This window comes from Arthrobacter sp. W4I7 (assembly GCF_030816215.1).
GTDB classification, from domain to species: Bacteria; Actinomycetota; Actinomycetes; order Actinomycetales; family Micrococcaceae; genus Arthrobacter; species Arthrobacter siccitolerans_A.
This window is the reverse complement of the sequence record NZ_JAUSXU010000001.1, coordinates 4,387,497-4,410,657: the sequence shown is the minus strand read 5'-3', so window position 1 is coordinate 4,410,657 and position 23,161 is coordinate 4,387,497. Positions and strand designations below refer to the sequence as shown.

Below are 23,161 nucleotides of genomic sequence, written 5' to 3'. Positions count from 1 at the left end.
CCAGGGAACCAAGAATGGCCCGGACTTCCTTTCAGAAGTCCGGGCCATTTGGTTTGTGAACGCTAGGAGATTTCCAGCGCGGTCCGGCGCTGCGGCGGTGGGCCCACCACGGTCAGGTCCAACTCGGCCTGCGCGCGGCCGAAGCCTTCCATGTCCATGTAGGGCTCGCCGCCTTCGGTGTACATGTAGTCCTCGGTGGGCTTGTTGAAGTACTCGAAGAAACCGTTGAACACTGACGGCGTGAGGAAGCCCAGCATCTGGGTGTTGTGGGAGTCCAGGGCGAAGGAGTGGACGGTGCCGGCGGGGGCGTGGACGAAGTCACCCTTGGTCAGCAGCATTTCCCGGCCGTTGGCATACAGCCACATGCGGCCTTCGGTCACGAGGAAGTTCTCGGTGTGCTCCGAGTGGAAGTGCAGCGGGATGTAGGGCGTCCTGGCACCCTTGGTGTGCACCGCGAAGTAGTTCGAGCCGGTGTTGGCCGGCCGGGACAGGTAGGTGAACATGGTCTGGTAGCTCACCAGGCGCTCGCCCTCGTGTGCGCTCAGGAAGTAGGGGCTCAGCGTGGGCGGCAGGCCGGCGTCGTGCTTGAACGTAGGCTCCACGCGCTCAACGTCCGGGAAAGTGATGCCGAACTCGGCGCCAACTTCTGCCTGTTCCTGGAGGCTGGCACTGTGGCTGGCGCGGACGGGCGGGACGTGGGAGTCGATGGGGGTACCGACGCGCTCATAGTAGGCCTCGGCTCCGCCGGGCGTCATCCAGTTGAGGAAGCGCGTGTAGTGGCTGGCCATGCGGTAGGCGTGGGGAGTGTTCGGCGGGATGACCACGGAGTCGCCGGGGGTGAGGATCCGGCTTTCGCCGGGGAGCCAGACGTGAAGGATGCCGTCGAAAACGTAAAGGGTTTTGTGCTCCACTTTGTGGCTGATGAACGGCGATTCCGCGCCCATGCCGCCGGAGATGTAGGCGGCGCTGAAGATTCCGCCCGTGTCCGCCGCGCGGGCGATGACGGTGACCAGCTGGCCGTTGATCTCGTAGCGGGCGCCTTCGCCTGACGCCATGTAGTAGGGGACAGCTTCGCCGGGCAGGGTGTTGGCCACCGGCAGCTGCTGGTTCATTTCCTCCACGCTGAGGGACATGGTTCCTTCTTTCCAGTCGTCCGGCTGCGCCGGGATGTGGCCTCCATCATCGCCTGTGCTGATTCTGCGCTGGGAGTGGAATTCCAATGGGTGAAAGCCGAGTGCGCTGCGCCAGCCATTGCTGGGATGCTGGCAGTCATACCTACGCCACCAGGAGCACGATCCGGAATGATCCTCGCCACCAGCGCTGCCACCGCCACCACCGCCGAAGGAATCGTCCGTGGCACCACCTCCCAGGCTGACGGCGGCAATGTGAGTTGCTTCCTGGGGATCCCTTACGCAGGGTCTCCGGCCGGGAAGCGCCGCTTCCTTCCGCCGGTCCCCGCTGCCGGGTGGGCCGGCATGCGCGACTGTACGGTGGGTGGTCCGGCTGCGCCGCAGAACCCTGAGGTTCCCGCTCCTCCCGCATGCAAGCCGCGGACGTGGAGCGAAAGTGAGTGCCTCAACCTGAACGTCTGGACGCCGGACGTGGCCGGTTCGGGGCTGCCCGTGATGGTGTGGGTCCACGGAGGCGCGTATCTCTCGGGCTCGGGCAGTGACGGAATGTACGACGGCGGCAATTTAGCGGGTGCCAGCGGCACCATAGTGGTGACCATCAACTACCGGCTGGGTGCCCTGGGCTTTCTGCACCTGGCGGAGCTGCTGGGTGACGAGTACGTGGACTCTTCCAACGTGGCGCTGCTGGATGTGCTCGAGGCGCTGCGCTGGGTTCAGCGGAATATTGCGTCCTTCGGCGGGGACCCCGCCAACGTGACAGTCTTTGGCGAGTCTGCCGGGGCTGCCGCCGTGGGCACGCTTCTGGGAATGCCTGCCTCCCGTGGGCTTTTCCAGCGGGCGATCATGCAGAGCGGAACGGCTGAAAGGTACCGGCATTCGGAGGATTCTGCTCGAATCACCCTTGAGCTCCTGTCGCTGTGCGGGCTGGACTCCAGGCGCGCCCGCGACTTGTTGACACTTCCCGTGGAGCGGCTGCTTGAGGCCCAGGAGAAGCTGGTGCAGCGTTTCGGGGCGCGCACTTACGCGGTGCCGTTGCCTTTCCAGCCCACGGTGGGAACGCCGTCGCTTCCGGTACCTCCGCTCGACTCGGTACGGACTGGCCTTAATTCCGAGGTTGACCTGCTCATCGGGACGAACCTGAACGAAGGGTCATTCGCGGTGGAAATGCGGCCGAAGAACCCTTCAGACCCGCCCTTTGAGCAGCGCACTGCCGCCGTGCTGGCGGATGGCAGGGCTGGCCCGGGACGGGCGGGGGAGTACGCGTCGGCTCTCGGTTCCATTTTGGGAGCCAAGCCTGATGGCAAACAGTTGCTGGAAGCGGCCATTTCGGACGCCGTGTACCGGCAGCCCAGCAACCGCCTGCTGGATGCCCGGCACGGGTCCTTGGGAAAGACCTTTTCCTACCTCTTCACCTGGCGCAGCCCTGCCATGGGCGGGAAGCTGGGAGCGTGCCATGCCCTGGACATCCCGTTCGTGTTCCGGCAGCTGCGCTCGCCGGAGGCGGAGTTCCTTACACGGGGAACAGCGCCGCAGGGCCTGAGCGAGATGATGAGCACCGCCTGGGCCGCGTTCGCGCACAGCGGCCAGCCGGCCGCCGTCGGGTTGCCTGACTGGCCGCTTTACGGTCCGGGCCGCAGGACGATGGTCCTCGACGAACCGCCACGGGTGGAGGACGATCCGCGCCGGGAACTCCGCGAGTTCTGGGCGGCGGCGCCGGAAGGCTAAGGGTGCCGGGGCGGTTCGCCTTGATTAGGCTTCTCGATATCCTCCGGCCTGCCGTAGCGCAGGGCCAGGTTATGGACCTAGATCCTTGCGGCGTCGTCAAGTTCCAGGGCGTACGGTGCATCCAGGTCTGTTGACATGGGCTTCCCAGAATCTGGAAGTCTGCCCCGCCGGGCAGCACCCTGTCTTGCAGGCCTGGCCCGTGATGGTTCCGCGCAGGAAGGGCACGACCCTCCTGTGCCCTTCGGCGTGCGGCTGATATCCACCGGCTCGCCGACGTCCACCAGGATCTTTGCAGGAATGACAGCGTCGGCAAATGCTGGTGATGTCGCGTTCTCGGCAACCTTGCAGAGCCGGACCACGAAGTCCGTGTCCACGGCGCTGGAGGAGGCGAAGAACGTTGCCCTGACCTCGCCGAAGAGTGTGAGCTTCTCTTCGACGGGTGCGGAGGTGAACACCAGGACGTCGTCGCGGGCCTCCACCGCCGCCTGGGTTGCCGGTCCGGCGGGGAAAGCGCCGTGGATCATGGTGGCGCCGCCGACGGTGGGGACCGGGTTGAGCGGGTCGTAGAGGTAGTCAGCTGCTCCGGTGGTTCCCGGCTCATCATCCAGGGAGCCGCCGGCGCCGAGGTACCAGCTGCGCTGTGCCGAGGGCTCGGGCAGTGCGTCGAAGCCGTGCCAGGTGTTTTCGCCCATGAAGTAGAGCAGTACGGGTGGTATCGCGTCGAGCCGTTGGGGATCATCCTTGAGGGCAGCGTCGAACCACGCCGTGTGGATCGAGGACAAGTCCCCGATCCCGTTGACCACTCCGGCCGACGCGCCAATGCCGAAAGTACCTCGGATTCGGAACTATATTCGGGACTTCACAGGGTTTGTAGGGGCTTGAATGCAGTTCGAGTCCCACCTTGGGCACACTGTTTCTTCAGGTTGAAGAGGTTTTTAGGTCCTTTGGGTAGCGGCAAACCGGGCTTCGAGCCGGCCTGCTTTAATGGCTCGCTTGTAGCGCCCGAGCCTGGAAGATCAGTGACGACGCGTAGCCGGTGAACAGGACAATCTCGGGTAACGTGGGAGTACACCTTGCCGGTGGACATCATTCCGTAATGCCGCGCGAACACACCCCATTTCAAGGAGCGCTGTGGAGCCAGCCCAGAAGCCGGCAGACGACCTGCATCCTGCCGCGCGGCCGGCTACCAAAGACCTTACCTACGTTGTTTTCCGCTTCCACCGAGCCCTCTCTCGTGCGGTGGAAACGATCGCACTCCGCAACGGCCTCACCATGCCCGAAATGGTCACCTGTCTGGTCCTGGCCGAGGGGCGTTCACTCTCCAACGCCCAACTGGCCCGGCGCACCTTCGTCACGTCACAGGCATGCCACGAGGTTGTCGGGTCCCTCTTGGCACGCGGGCTCGTCGACCGCGAGAACCACCAGACGAACAAACGGATCCGTCTGGTGTTCCTCTCGGAGTCGGGCTGGTCCGTGATGCAGGCCTGCCGCGCTGAACTGGACGACATCGAGCAGCGGGTCCTCGCAAGGCACTCCCCGGAAGAGCGCGAAGCGCTGTTACCCTCATTGCTGCTCGCCGCCGAGACGCTGGCCGGCGGCTATTTCGGTGACGATGCCGCCGAATCGGAGGCGCTTGAACTGCGCGGCCAGTTCAAGGGCACGTCCTAGCCTTCCGCGGTCCCGCTACATCCGAGCCGCCGCACGATGATCAGCACGGCAGCCGAACTGACCAGGCAAGCCAGCGACCCCACCAGGAACGGCAGGCGAGCGCTGGCGACGTCGATCAGGGCGCCTGAGACGAGGGCACCGAGGGGGATCGACCCGAACGTACCCATCGTCACCAGTGACATCATCCTCCCGATTGCAGCCGGTGGAACCAGACTCTGCGCTGAAGCGGTCAGGGTGCCTTGGAACAGTCCGATCCCCAGTCCCAAAACGGGTGCCAGGGTCATGAACCAAACCAAGTCGGGCGCCAAGGCATTGGCGGCCAGCGCCACCGCGAAAATGAGACAGACCGGAGTCAGGGTCGCGAAAGAGAGTGATCGCAGCCTCGCCAAAAAGAGGCCACCCGCCACGGCCCCGACGGCGTTCAGCGCGTGGGCCAGCCCCAAGTGTTCTGCCCCGCCGCCGTGGGTCTCCGTCACCAGCGCGGTGATCACCACGTTCATATTCATGCCAGAAACCATGACCACGACGTTGACCAGCAGCAGGGACGCCAGCAGCGGGAAAACGGGCAACCGCCGCAGCCGGATCTTCTCCCCTCCACCGCGCGAGACCTGCCGCTGATGGAGATCGGCCGGGCGGATGAGCAGCACCGCGATCACCACGGCAGCGTAGGACACTGCGTTTATACCCAGGCAGGGCACCGGCCCGAAGGCTGCAAATGCGAGTCCGGCGAGCCCCGGACCGATTGAACGGGCGGCTGAGACGTACATGCTTGTCATCACGGCGCCGGCCTTGAGCAAGTCCGGCCCAACCATCTCGTAGACGAACGCCTGGGCGGCGATGCGCTCGACACCTTGGAAGGACCCGGCAAGCACAAGCCATCCCAGCAACCACGGCACGCTTATCTCCGGACGGCCCAGCACCTCGATCAACCCAACCGCCACCGCCACGCTCCCTCCGGAAGTGACCATCAGGATCCGCCGAATCGGAACGGTGTCCGCCAGCCAGCCGGCCAGTGGGGCAAAGAGGAATACTGGGGCGAACTGGGCTATCGTGACCAGGGCCAGTGCGGTTGCGCTTCCTGTTTCCTGCAACACCACAAGGGAGATCGCGAGGTTCTGGAACCAGGAGCCGGTGTTTGAGACGAGCTGGCCCGTGAAGTACAAGCGAAACGAACGGCTCGAGAAGGGCCCGGCTGCCGCCCCCTGCGCCGGACGTCTCACCCGCGGGTGGTAGTGCCGAAGGCCGCCCAACGCCCAGTGATCCCACCACGCAAGGCCTCGGCTTCGGCCTCCAGCAGGAAGCCGTCCGCGACGCTGGCCTCTACCGCTGCGGTGAACCTGAGGGCATACTCTTCGTCGCTTGCATACAGGCCTGCAACGGTGGCCGCTGGCAGCGGAACCATGTGCCCCACAAGCGCGGCCACCCGGGCCGGATCGCCGAGCGGCGTCCACGCGGGTGCAAGGCAGTATCCCGGCGCCGGGGTGCTGTGGGGCACGTAGCTTTGAAGGGGTGCATCAGTCCACGGCGTGCGCACCCCGCCAACCACGTTACCGAAGGCATCGCGTTCCAGTTCCACTGTGCGACCCGCCACGGCTCCAGCCGGCGTGAAGTGGCGCCCGGCCGGCGGCGCGACGCCGTCGCCCGCCCAGCGGTCCAGATGCTCATACAGGGCCCGAATGTAGGAGTCCATGCAGGCATCCGAGGGTGCCTCGAGAATGCGGCGTTCCGGCACGTCGAGCCCCACGGCCTGGAATTGCGGAAAATTAGTGAGGACGCCGGTGGCATCGAGGTTGGCATGGGAAGTGCCGGCGATGGCGTACAAACGGTAGCGGTCGGCCGTTGCATCCGAATCCCGCCGCAAGACGGGAAAATGCGTTTCCGACTCGAATTCGCTGAGGACCTCGAACACCGGAACCGGTGCTCCGGAGACCGTACGCCGAGGATGCTCCAGCGGAAGCGGGTCCGATCCGGCCGACAGTAGCGGGTAGCCGGCGGTGCCTGCGGCTCCTGAGGAGATCCCGATCAGGACGCTGGAGATGCTCGGGGTGCCGTCGGTGAGTGTGTAGTCGTTGATGAACCCTTCCTGGACATAGAGGCGGCTGATGCTTCCCGTCGCGGACCAACCCGAAAGCGTGATGCGGTCCGCGATGACGTCGAACGCGCCTTCGCGCAGCGCCACCGACACCTGCCCCAGCAGGTCGTAGACGAGACCGGCCACCGGAACCGAAAGACGGTTGTAGCGCTCGGGAAAATGCCGGGAAATCAATTCCGCGCAGGTGGTGTCCTGGGTGACACCGACCCAGGCGTGGCCGTTGCGCAGGATCCAGCCATGGATCGAACGCCACGTGTTGGCGCGGTCCAGGTTCGGATGCAGGGGTTCGAGCTGCACCAGGCCGCTGGCAGCCTTCGGATCGGCGGGGCGGCGGACCAGGACCCGGGTCATGTAGGGGTGGGAGGCCAGCGGCACACGATTGAATTCCACGTCATAGACCCACTCGCTGGCAGTGCCGCTGACCAGGAACTCCTCCTCGACGTAACCAGCGGCGGCCAAGTCCACTCCGACGCCCGCGTGGCCGGAGAACGCCGTTCCCAAGGGCTCACCGGCGCCGGTAAGCCGCTCCACTGCCAACTGGATGTCGATCACGATTGTCTCCTTCAATTATTGAAAAAACCTTGCATTAGTATCAAGCTACTTGATAACTTGATCTGTGTCACCCGTCACACGGATGTCCGTTCCGGTGACCGACACTGACCCCCATCGCTACCCACGGCAGTCCCAGGAGCATCAATGAAGAAGTCCCGGACCGGTTTGAAAGCCTCCCTTTTGGCCCTCTCGTGCAGTCTTGCCCTCTCCCTTTCCGCATGCGGCGGTGGGGGCAGTGCGGGCGGCGGAACGGCAGAATTGGCAGAATCGGGCCGCGGCGCCGAACTGCGCATGCAGTTCACCGGCCCTCCGGTCAGCCTGGATCCCGCGCTGGCCGGTACCGGAGGCTCGACCGCGTTCGTTTCATTGGCATACGACCCGCTGATTTTCATGGACTCGAAGGGCGGATTCGTACCGGCCCTTGCTACCTCCTGGCGCTATGCCGATGACACAAACACCACTTTCGAGCTGACTATCCGTGAGGGCGTGAAATTCGCCGACGGCGAAGCACTCACGCCGGAAGCAGTCAAGGCCTCGATGGAGTACTTCCTCAAGAATGCCGGGCCCAAGGCCCTCAAGGTGGGCCCCATCGCGAGCATTGAGGCGGCGAAAAACACCGTAACCGTGAAGTATTCCAGCCCCTTCCCGGAGGCGGAGTCGACGTTCACGCAGGAATGGATGTTCGGAAACATCATCAGTCCCGCAGGGCTGGCGAACCCCAAGTCGCTGCTCGTCGAGACCCAGGGGACGGGCCAGTACCAGCTCTCCGGCGGCGAGACCGTGGCCGACTCGAAGTACGTCTACGACCGCAACGAAAACTACTGGCTGCCCGAAGCCCAGCAGTTTGAGCAGGTTTCCATCTCCGTCATCGGGGACCCCAATGCCGTGATCTCCGCTGTGACCACCGGCCAGGTGGACTACGCTTCAGGATCTGCCTCCACCCTTGACGCGGCGAAGGCCGCGAACCTGGAGGTCGGCACCACGCCCTTCTTCAACTGGTCCCTCTACCTGGCCGACAAGAAGGGAACCCTCAACCCCGCCCTGGCAGACGCGCGCGTCCGGAAGGCGATAGGACTGGCGATCAACCGTGAGGCCATCGCCAATGCGGTCGGTTCCGAGGTCTCGGAGGCCAACGGCCAGATCATGAACAAGGGCGCTCGAGGATACGTGGAAGGCCTGGGCTTCGGCTACGACCCGGAGGAGGCCAAGCGCCTGCTCGCCGCGGCCGGCTACCCGAACGGATTCCCGCTGACGATCCTCACCCAGAATACGATCGACAACCAGACCATCCGGTCTCAGGCGATCGCCGACAACCTCAAGCAGATCGGCATCAACGTCCACCTTGAGGTCATCACCACGGGTATCGCGAACTTCACCACCGAGGCGTTGTCGAAGAAGTACGAGGCGGTCATCTTCCCGCTCACGGGCACCTCCACTGGGGCGGCACACAAGGACATGCTGCAGTCCGGCAGCCGTAACCCCTTCGGGATCGTTGAGCCCGAGATCGACGCACTCTACAAGAAGTCGCTGCTCGCCGGGTCCGCCGACGAGCGCACCAGGATTTACGAGGAGATGAGCCGCGAGTACTACAAGCAGGCGTACGTCATCCCGGTATTCACGGCCAAGAACCTGAAGTACGTCGGTCCCACCCTGACGAACGTGAATTCCTCTGCGCTGAACCCCACGGACGTTCCCACCGGTCCCGGCGCGGAATACTCCTGGCAGCCGAAGAAGTAGCGGGACCAGCACATGTTCGGCTTTGTCCTGAAGAGATTCGCCATCTCGCTTCCGATGATTGTCATCGTCTCGATGGTCATGTTCGTACTGTCATCGATCGTGCCCGGCGACCAGGCGGCCACGATTCTGGGTGAGGATGCCACCCCGGAGGCCGCGGCGAAGCTCCGCGAGCAATTGGGCCTGAACCTGCCGCTATACCAGCAGTACGCAAACTGGGCCGGCAAGGCGCTGCAGGGGGACTTGGGCCACTCGATCTACAGCGGCCAGCCGGTGGTGGAGATACTCGGGGACCGCCTGCCCGTCACCGTGTCGCTAATGGTGCTCTCCACTGTTGTCATCGCGATCGTCGGTGCTGGCCTCGGCCTGCTCTCCGCGATCAAGGGCGGCTGGCTCGGGCGTTCTCTGGATGCGCTGAGCCTCGTGGGGCTCGCCGTTCCAAGCTTCGCCGTCGCGGTGCTATTCGTTTCCGTCTTCGCGGTAGGACTGCGCATCTTCCCGGCCACCGGGTACGCCCCGTTGGAACGCGGGGCGGGCCTATGGCTGATGGCTATGGTGCTTCCGGTGGCCGCGATGAGCCTTTCGGGCACCACCCTGGTGGCCAAACAGATGCGGGATTCTGCCCTGGATGTCCTGGCCCGTGACTCGATCAGGGTCCTGCGCGCCAACGGCGTCAGCGAGACTTCGATCCTCTACCGCCATGTGCTCAAAAATGCCGCAATTCCGGCCACCACCATCGTGGGGATCGGTGCCATCGGTGCACTGACCGGGGCCGTGTTCGTCGAGAACGTCTTTGTCCTGCCGGGCATGGGCTCCCTGGCCACCGCCTCCACGCTGAACCATGACCTGCCCGTGCTGCTCGGCCTCTCGGTCTACTTCACGCTGGTGGTCCTTTGCATCAACCTGCTCGTGGACGTCGTCTACGGCTTCCTTAACCCGAAGGTTCGAGTCTCATGAGTGAAACCACCACAAGGCGAGCCGACGCCGCGGAGGCTGTCGTGGTCGTCGACCTCCCGGCTCCTCCGCCGTCCACGCGGGCCCGCGTCCTCCGGGACTTTATGCGCAAGCCACTGGGCGTTGCCTCGGCACTCTTTGTCGTGGCGATGGTCCTGGCCTCGATTCTGGCCCCGTGGATCGCCCCAGCCGATCCGTTCCAGCAGAATCTGATGTCGGTCAAGCAGGGGCCCTCGGCCGCATTCCCGCTGGGTACCGACTCGCTGGGACGCGATGTGCTCAGCCGGCTGCTGTATGGCGGCGCTGAATCAATTTTCGGAGTCCTCCAGGCTGTCTTGACCGCGCTCGTCGTCGGCATCCCGCTCGGCGTGGCCACTGGCTTCCTCGGCGGGCGGTTCGACAAGATCGTCATGCGCGCCATCGACATCAAGATGGCGATTCCCGGCATCATCGTGACGCTTTCGGTGCTTGCGATCTTCAACAACTCGATGGCCGCGGCCATGGTCACCTTCGGGGTGCTGGCCTCCGGCAACATCATCCGCGTCATCCGCTCCACTGTGCTGGGGGTGCGGGAGGAACTGTACGTTGACGCGGCGCGTGTGATCGGCCTGGGCTCAGCGGCGATCATCTTCCGCCACATCCTGCCGCGGACCATCGGCGTGATCATCGTGCAGACGGCCATGCTCGCCTCGATCGCCCTTGGCGTGCAGACTGGCCTGGCCTTCCTCGGCTTCGGGCCGCCGCCGCCCGCCCCCACGTGGGGCGGCATGGTGTCCGAGGCCTCCGGGCTGCTTCGCCAGCAGCCGTGGATGATGGTTCCCACCGCGGGCCTGATCACGGCCGCCACACTGGCGCTGGGGCTGCTTGGGGACGCCGCCCGGGACGTCAACTCAGAGCGGCTGGGCCGCGCGAAGGGTGCCCGACGCCGTCGGCCGGCCGTGGTCACGGCACCGGCGGGCAAGCCGGAACCCTCAGCGCTCCTCTCCGTGCGGGGACTGACTGTGGCCTTCGACGACGGTGAGAAGGAGATCGTGGTGGTGCAGGGTGCCAGCTTCGATATCCATCCAGGCGAAACCGTAGGGCTGGTGGGTGAATCCGGTTCGGGAAAGAGCGTCACCGCCCTGGCCCTGCTCGGCCTGCTCGGAGAGAACGGCCGCATCACCGCAGGATCCATCCACTACCGGGGCACGGACATTACCTCCCATACACAGGCCCAATACCGTGCGCTGCGTGGCCGCGAAATGGCCATGATCTCCCAGGAGCCGATGGTGGCCTTGGACCCGGCGTTCCGGGTGGGCTGGCAGATCGCCGAGGTCGTGATGACCCACCGCCGCTGCACACGCAAGGAAGCACGGGACCATGTGCTGGCGCTCCTGACCGCCGTCAAGCTCCCTGACCCCGAGAAGGTCGCCCGCCTCTATCCCCACCAGATCTCCGGCGGCATGGCCCAGCGCATTGTCATCGCCATGGCGCTCGCCGGGGAACCGAAGCTGCTCATCGCAGACGAACCCACAACAGCGCTGGACGTGACGGTACAGGCCGAGATCCTGGACCTGTTGCACGGCCTGCAACGCGAGCGTGACCTGGCAGTCCTGTTTGTGACTCACGACTGGGCTGTGGTGGCGGACATCTGCTCCCGCGCGGTGGTGATGTACGCCGGGGAGGTTGTGGAGAAGGCGACCGTTCAGCAAATGTTTGACCGTCCGATGCATCCCTATACACAGGGACTGCTGGATTCCAGCCCGCACCTGGCCGTCAAGGGCCAACCCTTGCCCACTATTGGCGGCATCGTCCCGCCTCCACTCCGGTGGCCAACCGGATGCCACTTCAGCACCCGGTGCCCGCTGGCCACGGATGCCTGCCGGGCGGGTGCGATTGTCGAAATTGAACTCGACGAGGGACGCACCAGCCGCTGCCTGCGCGTCGACGAACTACTGGAGGCACGCTCATGAGCACCAACCCAAGCACGAACGTGTCCCCGCTGCTGGAAGTCACCGATCTGGCGGTCGATTACCGCAACGGCCGGCGGAGCTTCCGGGCCGTGAAAGGAGTGTCCTTCACCCTGGAGTGCGGCCGCACGCTGGGACTGGTCGGGGAATCGGGCTCCGGCAAATCGACGATCGGGCGGGCCATCCTCGGCCTTGCGCCAGTCTCATCAGGCTCGGTGCGTTTCCGCGGAGAGGAACTGGCGACTATGAAACGTGCCCGGCGCCGCGAACTGAGCAACCAGATCCAGGTAATCTTCCAGGATCCCTACAGTTCCCTGGACATCACCAAAACGATCGGATACACCCTCGCCGAACCGCTAAACCACCATGAGCGGTTAACCAGGGAGCAGACCCTCAAGCGCATCCGCGAGATGGTGCGCCGCGTCGGGCTCCCCGAGGAGAGCATCCACCGGTATCCGGCCCAGTTCTCCGGGGGACAGCGCCAGCGCATCGCGATCGCTCGGGCACTCATCGGCAACCCGAAGTTCGTCGTGTGCGACGAACCGGTATCGGCGCTGGACCTTTCAATCCAAGCCGAAGTCATGAACTTGCTCGCCGAACTTCAGAAGAGCATGGGCCTGGCCCTGCTGTTCATCTCCCACGATCTGTCCGTGGTGCGCCATATCTCCGATGACCTGGTGGTGCTTAAAAACGGCCTGGCCGTCGAGCACGGGCGCGCCGACGACATCTACGCAAACGCCGAACACCCCTACACCCGGTCCCTGTTGGCCGCGTCACCGGTACCTGATCCGCAGGCACAGGCCGAACGCCGCAGAGCCCGGCAGGCAGCCGCAATCGGCAGCCACGCCCGGACCCCCTCCCTTGAAAGGATCTAGCCATGCCCCTGATCACCTTGAACGGCGCTGAAGTCTACTACGAGGAGTACGGTGAGGGCGACGAGATTATCATCTCCTCGGCCAACGGCTTCCATCCCACCTACCCGGCGTCGCTGGCGCAGGCTCCCACGAACTACAAGGTCTACACGTTGCAGACGCTCGGTTTTGGCCGGTCCGCCCGGCTGGATGCCGCGCCCCCGCAGGGGTACCTGAACCGCTGGGCGGAGGACGTCATTGCCCTAGCCGACCACCTTGGAGTGGAGAAGTTCACTTACACCGGCATCTCGCACGGTGGCGGCATTGGTTGGGTCATCGCTCACCGCTTCCCGGAACGGCTCAAGGCCCTGCTCTCCGTGGTGGGCACCCCCCACCTTCGCCAGGGCGTGACGGACTCCTCCGAAGGCCGGCGCAAGATTGTGGACAACCCGGGCAACCCCGACGTCATCCGTGAGGCCATGCTGGAGATCGCCGGCCCCACCCCAGAGGGGCGCGAGGAACTTCGCGAAGCCGTCCTGCGGTCGGGTGTGGCCTCGAAGCTGGACCAGGATCCCAGGGAGGCCCGCATCAACCAGGGCATGCCGTTTCCTGAGGCCAAAGACAACGACGCCCTGCGGGCAGTGCTCTCCACTATTGATCTCCCCGTGCTGATCCTCGGCGGCATGCGCGACGGCGTCATCCCGCCCGGATCCTCAGTGCTCGCCGGATCCGCGGTGCGCCGGTCCAAGACTGTGCTCTTCGAGGACGAGGGACACTGGATCGCCAAGGAGAGCCCGGAGCGGCTGGTCCGCGAGATCAAGCTCTTCATGGATGAGCTGGACGGAAGGGCGCTGCCCGCCCGGGACGAGACCCTCAGCCTCGTCGGCGGCGAGGTAGGAACGGTGTGAGCACCGCAACCCACACCATCCTTGCTGTCGGCGACCTGGTACTTGATGAGGAGGAAGTTGGCCACTACTTCGACTTCACCCGCGAGATTATCCAGGCCGCGGACCTTGCGATCGCACAGATCGAGGTTCCGCACACCACCTCAACAGAGTGCGCCAGCGTTGACGTGCCCGCCCCACCGGCCCCGGTACAGGGCGTCGCGGAGATCGCGCGTGCCGGTTTCACCGTTGCCACCCTGGCGGGCAACCATATCTACGACTGCGGCCCGCAGGGTATCGCCGACACCATTGGCCTCGCCGCCGCGGCGGGAATCCGTACCACCGGTGCAGGCGAGCACCTGGAAGCGGCCAAACGCCCGGTCATCAGCCAGCTCGGCGCCTTCCGGGTTGGGCTGCTGAACTACAACTGCGTTGGGCCGCGGGAGTCGTGGGCCACCTCGAAGAAGGCCGGCTCGGCGTTCGTCAAGGTCCTGACCCACTATGAGCTGGACAGCGCGAACCCGGGTGGCCCTCCCTCGGTCTACTCGTTCCCCGAGCCTGCCAGCCTTGAGGCGTTCACCGCCGATATCCGGGCGCTGGCCGCCGAGGTCGACGTCGTCATTGTCGCCCTGCACAAAGGCATCGTCCACTTGCCGGCGGACATCGCGGCCTACGAGACGCAACTGGCCCATGCCGCCATCGACAACGGCGCGCATGCGGTGATCGGCCACCACGCCCACATCATGCGGGGGATCGAGTTCTACCGGGGTGCCCCGGTCTTCCACGGTTTGGGCAACTTCGTCACGGTGACCAAGGCCCTCAACGTCTCCAGTGACAACTCCCCGGAGCGCCTCGCCTGGGCTAAGCGCCGCAAGAAGCTTTTCGGCTTCGAATCAGACCCGAGCATGCCGAACTATGCCTTCCACCCTGAAAGCCGCAACACGGCCATGGCGTTGCTGGAGCTGGATGAAAACGGTGCGATATCGGCGTCGTTCATTCCGTGCTGGATTGACCATTCGGCTGCGCCGCGGCCGCTGACCGACGAGGCTGCTGCCGCCCCTGTTCTGGCCTACGTCGAGTCGATCAGCCGGGAGGCCGGCTTCGACACGCAATTCGTCTGGGACAAGGACCGGGTCAGGGCTTCCCCGCCCGCCCGGCCCGCCCAGTGACCCCGCATCCTCACGAAAAACGAACGGAACCAGATGAACGCCAAGCCACTGGACGGAACCATCGTCCTGGACCTGACCACAGCCCTCTCCGGCCCCTACGCCACGATGCTTCTGGCATCCCTCGGAGCCCGGGTCATCAAGATCGAGAACCCGCAGACTGGCGGGGATTCATCGCGCAACAACGCGCCCTACGTGACACCGGACGGCATTTCGCTACAGCGCTCGAGTTCTGCGGACATGTCACTTTCCATGATGCTGAGGGGCCGCAACAAGGAGAGCGTGCTGCTGGACCTCAAGTCTGAGACCGGCCGCGAGGTGTTCCTTGAGCTGGCTGCCCAGGCAGATGTCGTCGTCGAGAATTTCAGCCCCGGGGTGACCAGGCGGCTGGGGATTGACTACGCCGCCGTGAGCCGGGCCAATCCGCGCATCATCTACACGTCGATCACCGGATTCGGAACCTCAGGCGGCGCCGACGGGCTGAAGGCGATGGATGCGATCATCCAGGCGATGAGCGGGGTGATGTTCACCGCTGGCGAGGAGGGGCAGGACCCCGTCCGGTTCGGACTGCCCATGGGGGACCTGATCGCGCCGCTCTACGCGGTCATCGGAACCCTGGTTGCACAGCGGCACCGCGACCTGACCGGCGAAGGCCAGTTCGTGGATGTGTCAATGCTCGGCTCATTGACCTCCCTGGTGGCCATCGAACCCTTCGAGACCCTCGAGTCCCTGGGGATTCCCCAGCGCACCGGTGCCCACGTTCCACGGCTGGCGCCGTTCGGCACTTTCGCGACCCGCAACGGCTTCTTCGCGCTCAGCGCCCCGACTGATCCGATGGCCCGCTGCGTGTTCGCCGGGATGGGAATGCCGGAACTGGGGGAGGATCCCCGGTTCTCCACCCGCGATGGACGCGTATCCCATTCCTCCCAGCTGCATGGAATTATCCAGGACTGGGCGGCCGGGCTGGACAATAACGACGCCGTGGCACGCCTGGCCGCCGCCGGCGCCCCGGTGGCGCCCGTCAGGCAACCGGCCGAGGCGATCCGCGATGCCCAGGTTCTGGCCCGCGGTGAGGTGGTGCCACTGATCGGCGAATCCGGCGCCGAGGGGACCATCTACGGTTCGGGCGTGCCGATCAGAATGTCCCGCGTCACTGCGTCCCTCGACGGTCCGGCGCCCGCACTGGGGGCCGACACGGAGTCGGTCCTCGGCGGCCTGCTTGGCTACACACCCGAGCGGATTGCCGCCCTCACGGGCAGGGTGCTGGCGCTCTAGGAGCGCGAGCCCAAAACGGAAGCGGGCGACGGTGGGACCTCCCGCCGTCGCCCCGCTTTTGCGTGCGTCGAAATCAGCGATGGCCCGCTGATGCCCGTGGCGGGTGCTGCTGTTAGGTCGTCCTCCGGCTGGAGGTGCCGGAGGCGGGGTCGTCGACCATGTCCTGGCCGATCTCGTAGATTCGCGTGCTCAGCTTCTTGACCGTGTCATGATCGAGGACCTGGATCCCGTCCGCATACGTTCCGCTGGCCTTTTTGATCTCGCTGCCCAGCTCTACCGACAGGTTGAAGAAGTCGGCGAAGACGTGGGCGGGCAACCTCTGTGCGACTCGAGGGCGACACCGAATTTCCCTTGCCGGATCAACGGCCCCAGTTATTCCCTGGAAGCTCGGCGCACCTTGGGCTCCATGGCCCGGACCTAGGGCGGGGTGAAGAATTTGTTGATTACCCGGCGGTAAGCCATCTGCTCAGGCGGGTCCAGGGTAACCGCGCCAATCGGACCGTGTCATGTCCGGGCTCCGCTGTAGGACTGTCAGTGCCGCGCATTGGAGCGCTGTGACTCCACTTGGGCGGAGCACTTCAGTTGGGCGTGCACTTCGTCCAAAGCGGGTGCCGGGGCGCCTCCCGTCAGGCGCGAATCCTCGTGGTCAGGAACTCTTCAATTGCACCGCTAAGGGCTGCCGCATTGGTTGAGCGTGGATCCGCATTGCTGGCACGAATTTCCAGGACGGGAATGCCGGCTTCTTCGAGGGCTTCGGTGGTGAAGTGGGCGCCGGGAACGTCATCAGCGACGAGGTGCACCACGCCGTCTACCCCATGGGTGAGTGCTTCCTTGACGTACCATTCGTCGGCCCAGCCGGGCATGTAGAGCTGATCTGTAAAGCCGGCAAACCGTGCGGCAAGGGCCCTCATAGGGTCATCGCCGTAACGCGGGTATCCGTCCGCAGCGATAGCGAGGTACATGGACCAGACGAAGACAGCACCGTATTCTTCCTCGAACCGGGAGTACAGGTCCATGTCGAACCACAGGCCGCGGCCGATCCACATCAGCCGCGTCTTTTCGCCGGGGCAGACGGCCTCACCCCTGTCCACGGCCACCTGCACCTCCTCGTAGAGGCTCTTGGCCGCGTCCCGTGCCCAGACCGTTCCGCGGTGCCACTGCGGAATCATAACGCTGTTGATGATGTCATGGACGCCGATGGGTGCCGGCCGGGTTGCCGCCAGAAGGTCCCGGGTCCGCCGGTTCCACTCGGCCTGTTCGTTAACGAGGTCCATCACTTCCGACAGCCTGGCCAAGTCAAACGTGCGCCCGGTGCCCTGCTCCAGGAACTCCACGAGCTGCCAGTTTTCATCGGTCATCAGGTCCAGGCGGTCAGCGCCGAACGCTTCTTCCCACTTCCGCGGCACTAGCTCCCACCACTGCCCGGGGGCCCGCACCCCTGAAGAACGTTCGAACGGGAAGAACGTGGTCTTTCCGGACTCAGCCCACAGGTCAAAGACCTTCCGGGCGGAGTCACTGCTGTTCTCCGCGATCACGAAGTCCGGAATGGGCAGCCCGCCCCAGGGTGCCTCCTCGGGACGAAGGTGTGACGCGCCGAACGACACAGCGTCGTACTGCCGGGAGTAATCCGGAAAGCCCCTGCCCCGGAGTGCATCAAGGCTGCGGTCGGCCAGCCGTTTGGCGGAAACCACCGAGGCCCACCACTGGTTGACCACATACGGAATGTCCATGGCCCGAAGGATCTCTTGGGGCGCATCGGCGTTCACTAGCGCCAGAGGCGCCCCCAAGGCTACCGTTTCCTGCAGGCTGGCGAACCAGGCCTTCTGGTAGGCGGATGCTCGGCTGGCGGAGTCCAGTCTTTTGATGCTCATCAGCGCCTCCCCGGCGATACGGTGTTCAATAGCGGCCGCAGCGACTCCCGCAGGACGTCGGAGGCAGGTAGCCCCGGCTGGCGGCTCAGCAGGACCGAGGGCACGCCCTCGTCCTGGAGGTACTCGGCCAACTTCGGGTAATCCCAGGCCGGAGCGTCGTCGAAATTGCGTGTCAGGCAAAACACGGCTTGGGCGCCGCTGGCACGCGCCTGGCCGGCGGTCCAGCGGGCATGGACAGCCAGCGCTGCAGTAGCTGCCGAGGGGCTGCGGTAATGGTACGACCGGGCCAGATGGCCAAGCAGTGCCTCATGACTTGCTGTAGCCGGGGCGGTAACCGGGGAAGGGGAGGCAAGCAGTCCCCAATCGTGGTCCTCGCCGACAATCCGGACTCCCAGACTTTCGATTGCGCGGTAAACCGCGTCCTGGTCCTGTGCACTGCCACAGAAAAACAGGCGCAGGCCGGGATCGGGCACCGGTCCAGGGTCCGCCGCGCTCAGAACCAGGCGCCCCAGCCAATCGGCGGCTTCGGCAGGTGGCAGGGACTCTGCCGCCGCTGCCACATGGAGACCGGCCGTTCCGGAGAGCTGCCCACCTTGGCGGAGTGCCTGGACAGCTTTCAGCTGCGCGCGGAGCTCCTGGTAGGCGGCAATCGAGGCTGCCAGGGCTGCCTGATCGGGCCCCTTGCCGGTCCACAGGGACAGCGTTTGCGCGCACACGGCAACTTGGCGCCTGTTGTAGAGGGCGGTTGATTCTCGCGGGAGGTGAAGGACATCGACAAGGTGGACGGGCGGCATTCCTGGTCGGCGCCTGGCGAGCTGGCGCAGCACGTAGAACAGCTGCAACGAGGCCTCGCAATCCCTGGAGACCACGATCCCGGTAAGGAAGTCCAGCTCATGCGCCAGTATCTGGCTGAGGATCGAATGTGCCGTCTGGTCGGTTGCCTCACCGAGGAGCTGCACCGCTTCCTCCGAAGGCGGACCGCTCCGGCTGTGGAGCCGGAGCGGCAACGCCCCGGTCGAGGCGATTAGCTCGCGCGGGACATCGGCTCCTACAAATCCGATGACAGCGGTTCCTTGCGCTGCCCGCTCGCGTGCGCGGATGACCCGGTTGGGGTAATGCTCCGCCAAGCCGTCCAGGATGTCTTGTTGCCGGCTGCCGTTCACAGGATGCCGCTGCGCTTGAGCTCGTCGATTTTGCTGTCCGGATACCCGAGGAACTGGCTCAGGATGTCCTGGGTGTGTTGGCCAAGGCGCGGGGCAGGCTTGTCCAATGTGGTTTCCGAACCGGACATCAGGAAGGGCATTCCTGGCCCGACAAGCTCGCTTTCCGAATCCGATTCGGGGTGGCGCAGGCGTACTACCTCGCCCCGGTCAAGGACCCGCTGGTCCTTCACTGCTGCGGCCGGCGACCGCACTTCGGCGGCAGGGGCCCCCTCGGCTTCCAGCCGTGACAGAACCTCGTCCAGCGGGAGATGCCTGGACCATTCGCCAATCATCATGTGGAGTTCAGCGGCATTTTGGACGCGGCCATCGCGTTTGGCAAACTTTGGATCCGCTGCCAACTCGGGGCGCCCGATAGCTGCCAGCACACCGTGGGCAAACTTGTCTGTGGGTGCGCAGAGTGCGAACCAGCCGTCCTGGGAAGGAAAGGTGCCGAAGGGGGCGAGGCGGGGGACCATTTCACCGGTCCGGGTGGGCAGGCCGAGCTTTTCGAAAGCATCGAAGGGCTCTGCCGCCAGCAAGGACGTGAGGGAACCCAGCATTGAGACGTCGATGTACTGTCCCTGGCCGGTGGACTGCCGCTGCACTACCGCGCCAAGGGTGCCGATGACGGCGAAGAGGGGGGCCACCAGGTCACCGACCGGAAGCCCGAAGCGGACGGGATTGCCGCCGGGCTCGCCGGCCGTCATCATCACACCGCTGAGTGCCTGGATGATGGTGTCCATCGCCTTACCGGTGCCGCCGCTCTGGTCGGACCCAAAACCGCTGATGGAGGTGTAGATCAAAGCGGGGTTGATTTTGCGCAGGTCCTCATAGGCGATGCCCAGCCGCTTCGTTACGCCTGCGCTGAAATTTTCGACCACGATGTCCGCCGATGCTGCCAGATCGAGCAGGATCTCGCGGCCCCGCGGATCCTTCAGGTCGATGGTGATGCTCTCTTTGTTCCGTGCCCGGGACAGGATGGAAATAGACATGTCGTCTTCCGAGTGACGCTGGACATTCAGGCCGTCACGTCCCAGATAGGGGGAGTTGTTGCGCGCGGCGTCCCCGCCCGTGCCGGGATTTTCCACCTTCAGGACGCGGGCGCCCAGGCCCGCCAGGAGCAGAGTGGCATAGGGGCCGGCAAGGGCGGTGGTGAGGTCAATGACGGTCAGGCCGTCAAGGGGCCGGCTAGACATGGTGGTTCTCCTGATCGGGATGGGCTTGCACAAGCACTTGCTCGCCGTCCCAGGTAAAAGTGGTTGAGAAGCCCGCGTGCCGGCTGATCTCGGTGATGTACTCCAGGACGCGCTCTCCGGTTTCTGTCCGGCCGTGGGGGACCGGGCGGGCGTCGTCGTCAATCCAGCACGGCACAAACCCCGCTGAGACAAGGCGGCGTCCTTCGAAGGTGCAGGTGGCTATCGCCGTATTGCGGCTTTCCGGGTGGAATGGGTAGGTGGGCATGGCCGGGTCCGGCGCAAAGCCAAACATCTTCACCCTGCGGGCTGCCCATTCGGCACGTTCGGCGGATTCTCCACCAGCGTTCAAGGCCTGCGTGACCGTGGCAAAGTTGCCCAGTCCGTGGAAGATCGGCACGCCCCGGTACATTTCGATGCCCCGCATGATGTGGGCGTGGTGGCCGATCACAACATCCGCACCAGCGTCCACCGCAGCATGGGACAGCGGAATTTCGTAGTCTGCCAGGACCGCCGGCGTGTGGCCGATGCCCTTGTGGAGGGAAACCACCACGAGGTCGGTTTCCCCCTTCAACTTCCGGATATCGTCCTGCATCGCGCGGAGGCTGTCGGGCGCTGTGAACGTGTAGATGGTGGGCGGTCCGCCTGGGGTCGCGGAATCAAGTTCGTAGTGGGTCAGCACTTTTACGTAGGCTGCACCCGCTTTCTGCGAAGCGGCCCACGAATCGCGTGGACCAACGCAGTTGAAGCTCAGGATCCCCACCCTGGTGCCATCCCTGTCAATGATGGCGGGCTTCCGGGCTTCCGCCAGGTTGGCGCCTGCCCCCGCAGTGAGGAGCCCGGCGTCGTGGCTGAACGCGATGGTGTCCAGGAGCCCTTCGGGCCCGGCGTCGTAAATGTGGTTGCCCGCGAGGGTGACGACGTCGAAACCGGCGGCGGCGACATCCTTCAGGGCCGCTGGATCAGCGGCCGGCGCCGGCACGTCAGTGCTGGCCTGGACAGTTGTATGGGAGTGAGGCACTTCGATGTGCCCGATCGCGATGTCCGCTTTGCTGATGACGGGCATGGAGGGCGTGAGGAAGAACGCCGGATCCGGCTCGTCCAGGACCAGGTCCCCGACGGCTGCGATTGAGATAGTCATGACGTGATTCCTTCTGCAGGAGCTTCCGGGGAGTTGGGGCTGGCCTTGGATGTCCGGGCGTTGAAGCGTGACAGGAAGGCGCGCAGCCGGTCCGTCTTGGGACGGCCGAACAGTTCCTCCGGGGTACCCTGCTCAACGATCTTGCCGTTGTCCATGAAAACCACGCGGTCCGCCATCTGCCGGGCGAACTCCATTTCATGGGTCACCACCACCATCGTCATGCCCAGCGAGGTGAGATCCCGGAGAACAGACAGGACTTCGTCGACCAGCTCAGGGTCCAGCGCGCTCGTCGGCTCGTCAAAGAGCATTACGCGGGGACGCGGCGCCAGCGCCCGGCAGATCGCGACCCTTTGCTGCTGCCCGCCGGACAGCTCCCTCGGGTGGGCGTCGGCTTTCGCGGCCAGGCCCACCTTGTCCAGCAGATAGCGGGCGCGCTCCTCGGCCTCCGCGGAGGACTTGCCGTGAACGATCCTGCTGGCGCCGGTGATGTTTTCCAGCACAGTCCAGTGCGGAAATAGGTTGAACTGCTGGAAAACCATGCCGATCCGTCGCCGTTGGCCGGCAATGCTCTTTTCGCTGAGGGGACGCGGACGTCCGCTGTGGAGCTCGTACCCCAGGAGCTCTCCGTCCAGGTACATGGCACCGCCGTCGATGCTCTGAAGCTGGTGGATGCAGCGCACCAGGGTGGATTTGCCCGACCCCGAAGGCCCGATAATCACGACGACTTCGCCGTCCTGGACTTCGAAATCGATCCCGTCCAGTGCCTTGTGATGGCCGAAGGACTTGCGCAGGTTCTGTACGCGCAGGACCGGGCTCTGGTCAGTGGTTGTGTCAGTCATCAGATTCCGCCTCCGAGGCCCAGAAATTTCAGTTTGCCCGCCGGTGTCTTCAGGGCGTCGTAGCCGCGGCCATACCGGCGCTCCAGCTTCTTCTGGAAGAACGTCAGGACGGAAACCGCCACGAGGTACCAGATGCAGGCAACCAGCAGCATGGGGATGACCTGGTAGGTGCGGTCGGCGATGGTTTGGACTGAGAACAGGAGATCGGTCATGGCAATGACACTCACCAGCGACGTGCCTTTCAGTGTGGCGATGAACTGGTTGCCAAAGGGCGGAAGGATAACCCGCATGGCCTGCGGCATGATGATGCGTGAAAACGTCTGCCAGGGAGTGAAGCCTGCTGCTTTCGCAGCATCCCGTTGGCCCTGGTCCACGGAGGCGATGCCGGAACGGATGATTTCGGACATGTAGGCGCCTTCATGCAGGCTCAGCCCGATGATGGCAGCCGACAGCGGGGTGATCACGGAATTGGTGGGCCAGGAGACGAGCTCGGGTCCAAACGGGATCCCGATGCCGATATTGGGAAGCAGGAACCCAAGGTTGAACCAGAAAATCAGCTGGACCAGTGGGGGGACGGCGCGGAAGATCCCGATGTAGAGGCGGCTGGCCCAGCGGGCAGGTCCAAAGTCGCTGAGCTGGGCGGTGGCCAGGACGACGCCCAGCAGCGTGCCCGCCACCATGGCGATCACCGCCAGGAGAACGGACATGCCCAGGCCGTTCAGGACTGTGGGGAAGAAGAGGTATTCCCAAACGACATCCCAGCCGAAGTTGGGATTGGTTACCAGGAAGAGGGCCACCTGGATCACGACGACCAGCAGGACGGCTGAAAGCACCCAGCGCCACGGCCGGAACCTTGGGATGCTGTCCGCTACGTCGATGGATGGCTTTCCTGTGGGCTGGATGACCGGACTCGTTGATCGGCTCATGGTCATGTC

The 23,161-nt window shown here is 64.8% G+C and carries 20 protein-coding genes; 9 read left to right on the top strand and 11 right to left on the bottom strand.

The window, feature by feature from the left end; translation table 11 throughout:
* Positions 1-62 precede the first annotated feature (62 nt).
* Positions 63-1,133 carry a quercetin 2,3-dioxygenase gene (locus QF047_RS20055; protein ID WP_307280725.1) on the bottom strand — a complete coding sequence of 357 codons (1,071 nt, stop codon included), beginning with the start codon at positions 1,131-1,133 and terminating at the stop codon, positions 63-65.
* A gap of 168 nt (positions 1,134-1,301) precedes the next feature.
* Between QF047_RS20055 and QF047_RS20050 the strand changes: the two genes are divergently transcribed.
* Entirely contained in the window at positions 1,302-2,855 is a 1,554-nt protein-coding gene (locus QF047_RS20050; RefSeq protein WP_307280722.1) for a carboxylesterase/lipase family protein, read from the top strand.
* 77 nt (positions 2,856-2,932) lie between these two features.
* Here the strand turns inward: QF047_RS20050 and QF047_RS20045 are convergent, their stop codons facing one another.
* Positions 2,933-3,658: a CocE/NonD family hydrolase gene (locus QF047_RS20045; RefSeq protein ID WP_307280720.1), complete on the bottom strand. Its 726-nt coding sequence runs from the start codon at positions 3,656-3,658 to the stop codon at positions 2,933-2,935.
* A 328-nt stretch (positions 3,659-3,986) separates the two neighbouring features.
* Between QF047_RS20045 and QF047_RS20040 the strand changes: the two genes are divergently transcribed.
* Complete coding sequence (locus QF047_RS20040; protein ID WP_307280717.1) at positions 3,987-4,523, top strand: MarR family winged helix-turn-helix transcriptional regulator; 537 nt, start codon at positions 3,987-3,989, stop codon at positions 4,521-4,523.
* Here QF047_RS20040 and QF047_RS20035 read toward each other — a convergent pair.
* Together QF047_RS20035 and QF047_RS20030 are read right to left on the bottom strand one after the other, a co-directional pair.
* On the bottom strand, positions 4,520-5,743 hold the full coding sequence (locus tag QF047_RS20035; protein WP_307280714.1) for an MFS transporter: 1,224 nt from the start codon (positions 5,741-5,743) through the stop codon (positions 4,520-4,522). The two genes, QF047_RS20040 and QF047_RS20035, sit on opposite strands and share 4 nt — an antisense overlap.
* Positions 5,740-7,167 (bottom strand): alpha/beta hydrolase domain-containing protein, encoded by a 1,428-nt coding sequence (locus QF047_RS20030; RefSeq protein WP_307280713.1) that lies wholly within the window; start codon positions 7,165-7,167, stop codon positions 5,740-5,742. Before QF047_RS20030 ends, QF047_RS20035 begins: the two co-directional genes overlap by 4 nt.
* Before the next feature lie 144 nt (positions 7,168-7,311).
* On the opposite strand from QF047_RS20030, the gene QF047_RS20025 reads away from it, so the two are divergent.
* Genes QF047_RS20025 through QF047_RS19995 form a run of 7 tightly spaced genes read left to right on the top strand, consistent with a single transcriptional unit; the run spans position 7,312 to position 15,980 of the window.
* The gene (locus QF047_RS20025; RefSeq protein WP_307280710.1) at positions 7,312-8,904 is read left to right on the top strand and encodes an ABC transporter substrate-binding protein; all 1,593 of its coding nucleotides are present in this window, start codon (positions 7,312-7,314) and stop codon (positions 8,902-8,904) included.
* Positions 8,905-8,916: 12 nt separating this feature from the next.
* Positions 8,917-9,858, top strand: coding sequence for an ABC transporter permease (locus QF047_RS20020; protein ID WP_307280708.1), 942 nt, complete (start codon positions 8,917-8,919; stop codon positions 9,856-9,858).
* The gene (locus tag QF047_RS20015; protein WP_307280706.1) at positions 9,855-11,807 is read left to right on the top strand and encodes a dipeptide/oligopeptide/nickel ABC transporter permease/ATP-binding protein; all 1,953 of its coding nucleotides are present in this window, start codon (positions 9,855-9,857) and stop codon (positions 11,805-11,807) included. The genes QF047_RS20020 and QF047_RS20015 overlap by 4 nt, the downstream gene beginning before the upstream one ends.
* A complete protein-coding gene (locus QF047_RS20010) occupies positions 11,804-12,679 on the top strand; it encodes an ATP-binding cassette domain-containing protein (protein WP_307280703.1) in 876 nt (291 codons plus the stop codon). The genes QF047_RS20015 and QF047_RS20010 overlap by 4 nt, the downstream gene beginning before the upstream one ends.
* Before the next feature lie 2 nt (positions 12,680-12,681).
* On the top strand, positions 12,682-13,563 hold the full coding sequence (locus tag QF047_RS20005; RefSeq protein ID WP_307280701.1) for an alpha/beta fold hydrolase: 882 nt from the start codon (positions 12,682-12,684) through the stop codon (positions 13,561-13,563).
* Entirely contained in the window at positions 13,560-14,708 is a 1,149-nt protein-coding gene (locus tag QF047_RS20000; RefSeq protein ID WP_307280697.1) for a CapA family protein, read from the top strand. Before QF047_RS20005 ends, QF047_RS20000 begins: the two co-directional genes overlap by 4 nt.
* Positions 14,709-14,741: 33 nt before the next feature.
* A complete protein-coding gene (locus QF047_RS19995) occupies positions 14,742-15,980 on the top strand; it encodes a CaiB/BaiF CoA-transferase family protein (protein ID WP_307280695.1) in 1,239 nt (412 codons plus the stop codon).
* 112 nt (positions 15,981-16,092) lie between these two features.
* Here the strand turns inward: QF047_RS19995 and QF047_RS19990 are convergent, their stop codons facing one another.
* The 7 genes from QF047_RS19990 to QF047_RS19960 form a co-directional block, all read right to left on the bottom strand.
* The gene (locus tag QF047_RS19990; RefSeq protein WP_307280692.1) at positions 16,093-16,296 is read right to left on the bottom strand and encodes a hypothetical protein; all 204 of its coding nucleotides are present in this window, start codon (positions 16,294-16,296) and stop codon (positions 16,093-16,095) included.
* A 310-nt stretch (positions 16,297-16,606) separates the two neighbouring features.
* Complete coding sequence (locus QF047_RS19985) at positions 16,607-17,851, bottom strand: 2-hydroxyacyl-CoA dehydratase family protein (protein WP_307280690.1); 1,245 nt, start codon at positions 17,849-17,851, stop codon at positions 16,607-16,609.
* Complete coding sequence (locus QF047_RS19980) at positions 17,851-19,014, bottom strand: 2-hydroxyacyl-CoA dehydratase family protein (RefSeq protein WP_307280688.1); 1,164 nt, start codon at positions 19,012-19,014, stop codon at positions 17,851-17,853. The genes QF047_RS19985 and QF047_RS19980 overlap by 1 nt, the downstream gene beginning before the upstream one ends.
* Positions 19,011-20,249: a CaiB/BaiF CoA-transferase family protein gene (locus tag QF047_RS19975; protein WP_307280686.1), complete on the bottom strand. Its 1,239-nt coding sequence runs from the start codon at positions 20,247-20,249 to the stop codon at positions 19,011-19,013. Before QF047_RS19975 ends, QF047_RS19980 begins: the two co-directional genes overlap by 4 nt.
* Positions 20,242-21,387 (bottom strand): CapA family protein, encoded by a 1,146-nt coding sequence (locus tag QF047_RS19970; protein WP_307280683.1) that lies wholly within the window; start codon positions 21,385-21,387, stop codon positions 20,242-20,244. Before QF047_RS19970 ends, QF047_RS19975 begins: the two co-directional genes overlap by 8 nt.
* Positions 21,384-22,226, bottom strand: coding sequence for an amino acid ABC transporter ATP-binding protein (locus tag QF047_RS19965; RefSeq protein ID WP_307280679.1), 843 nt, complete (start codon positions 22,224-22,226; stop codon positions 21,384-21,386). The genes QF047_RS19970 and QF047_RS19965 overlap by 4 nt, the downstream gene beginning before the upstream one ends.
* Positions 22,226-23,158, bottom strand: a complete 933-nt coding sequence (locus tag QF047_RS19960; RefSeq protein WP_307280676.1) for an amino acid ABC transporter permease — start codon at positions 23,156-23,158, stop codon at positions 22,226-22,228. Before QF047_RS19960 ends, QF047_RS19965 begins: the two co-directional genes overlap by 1 nt.
* Positions 23,159-23,161 lie beyond the last annotated feature (3 nt).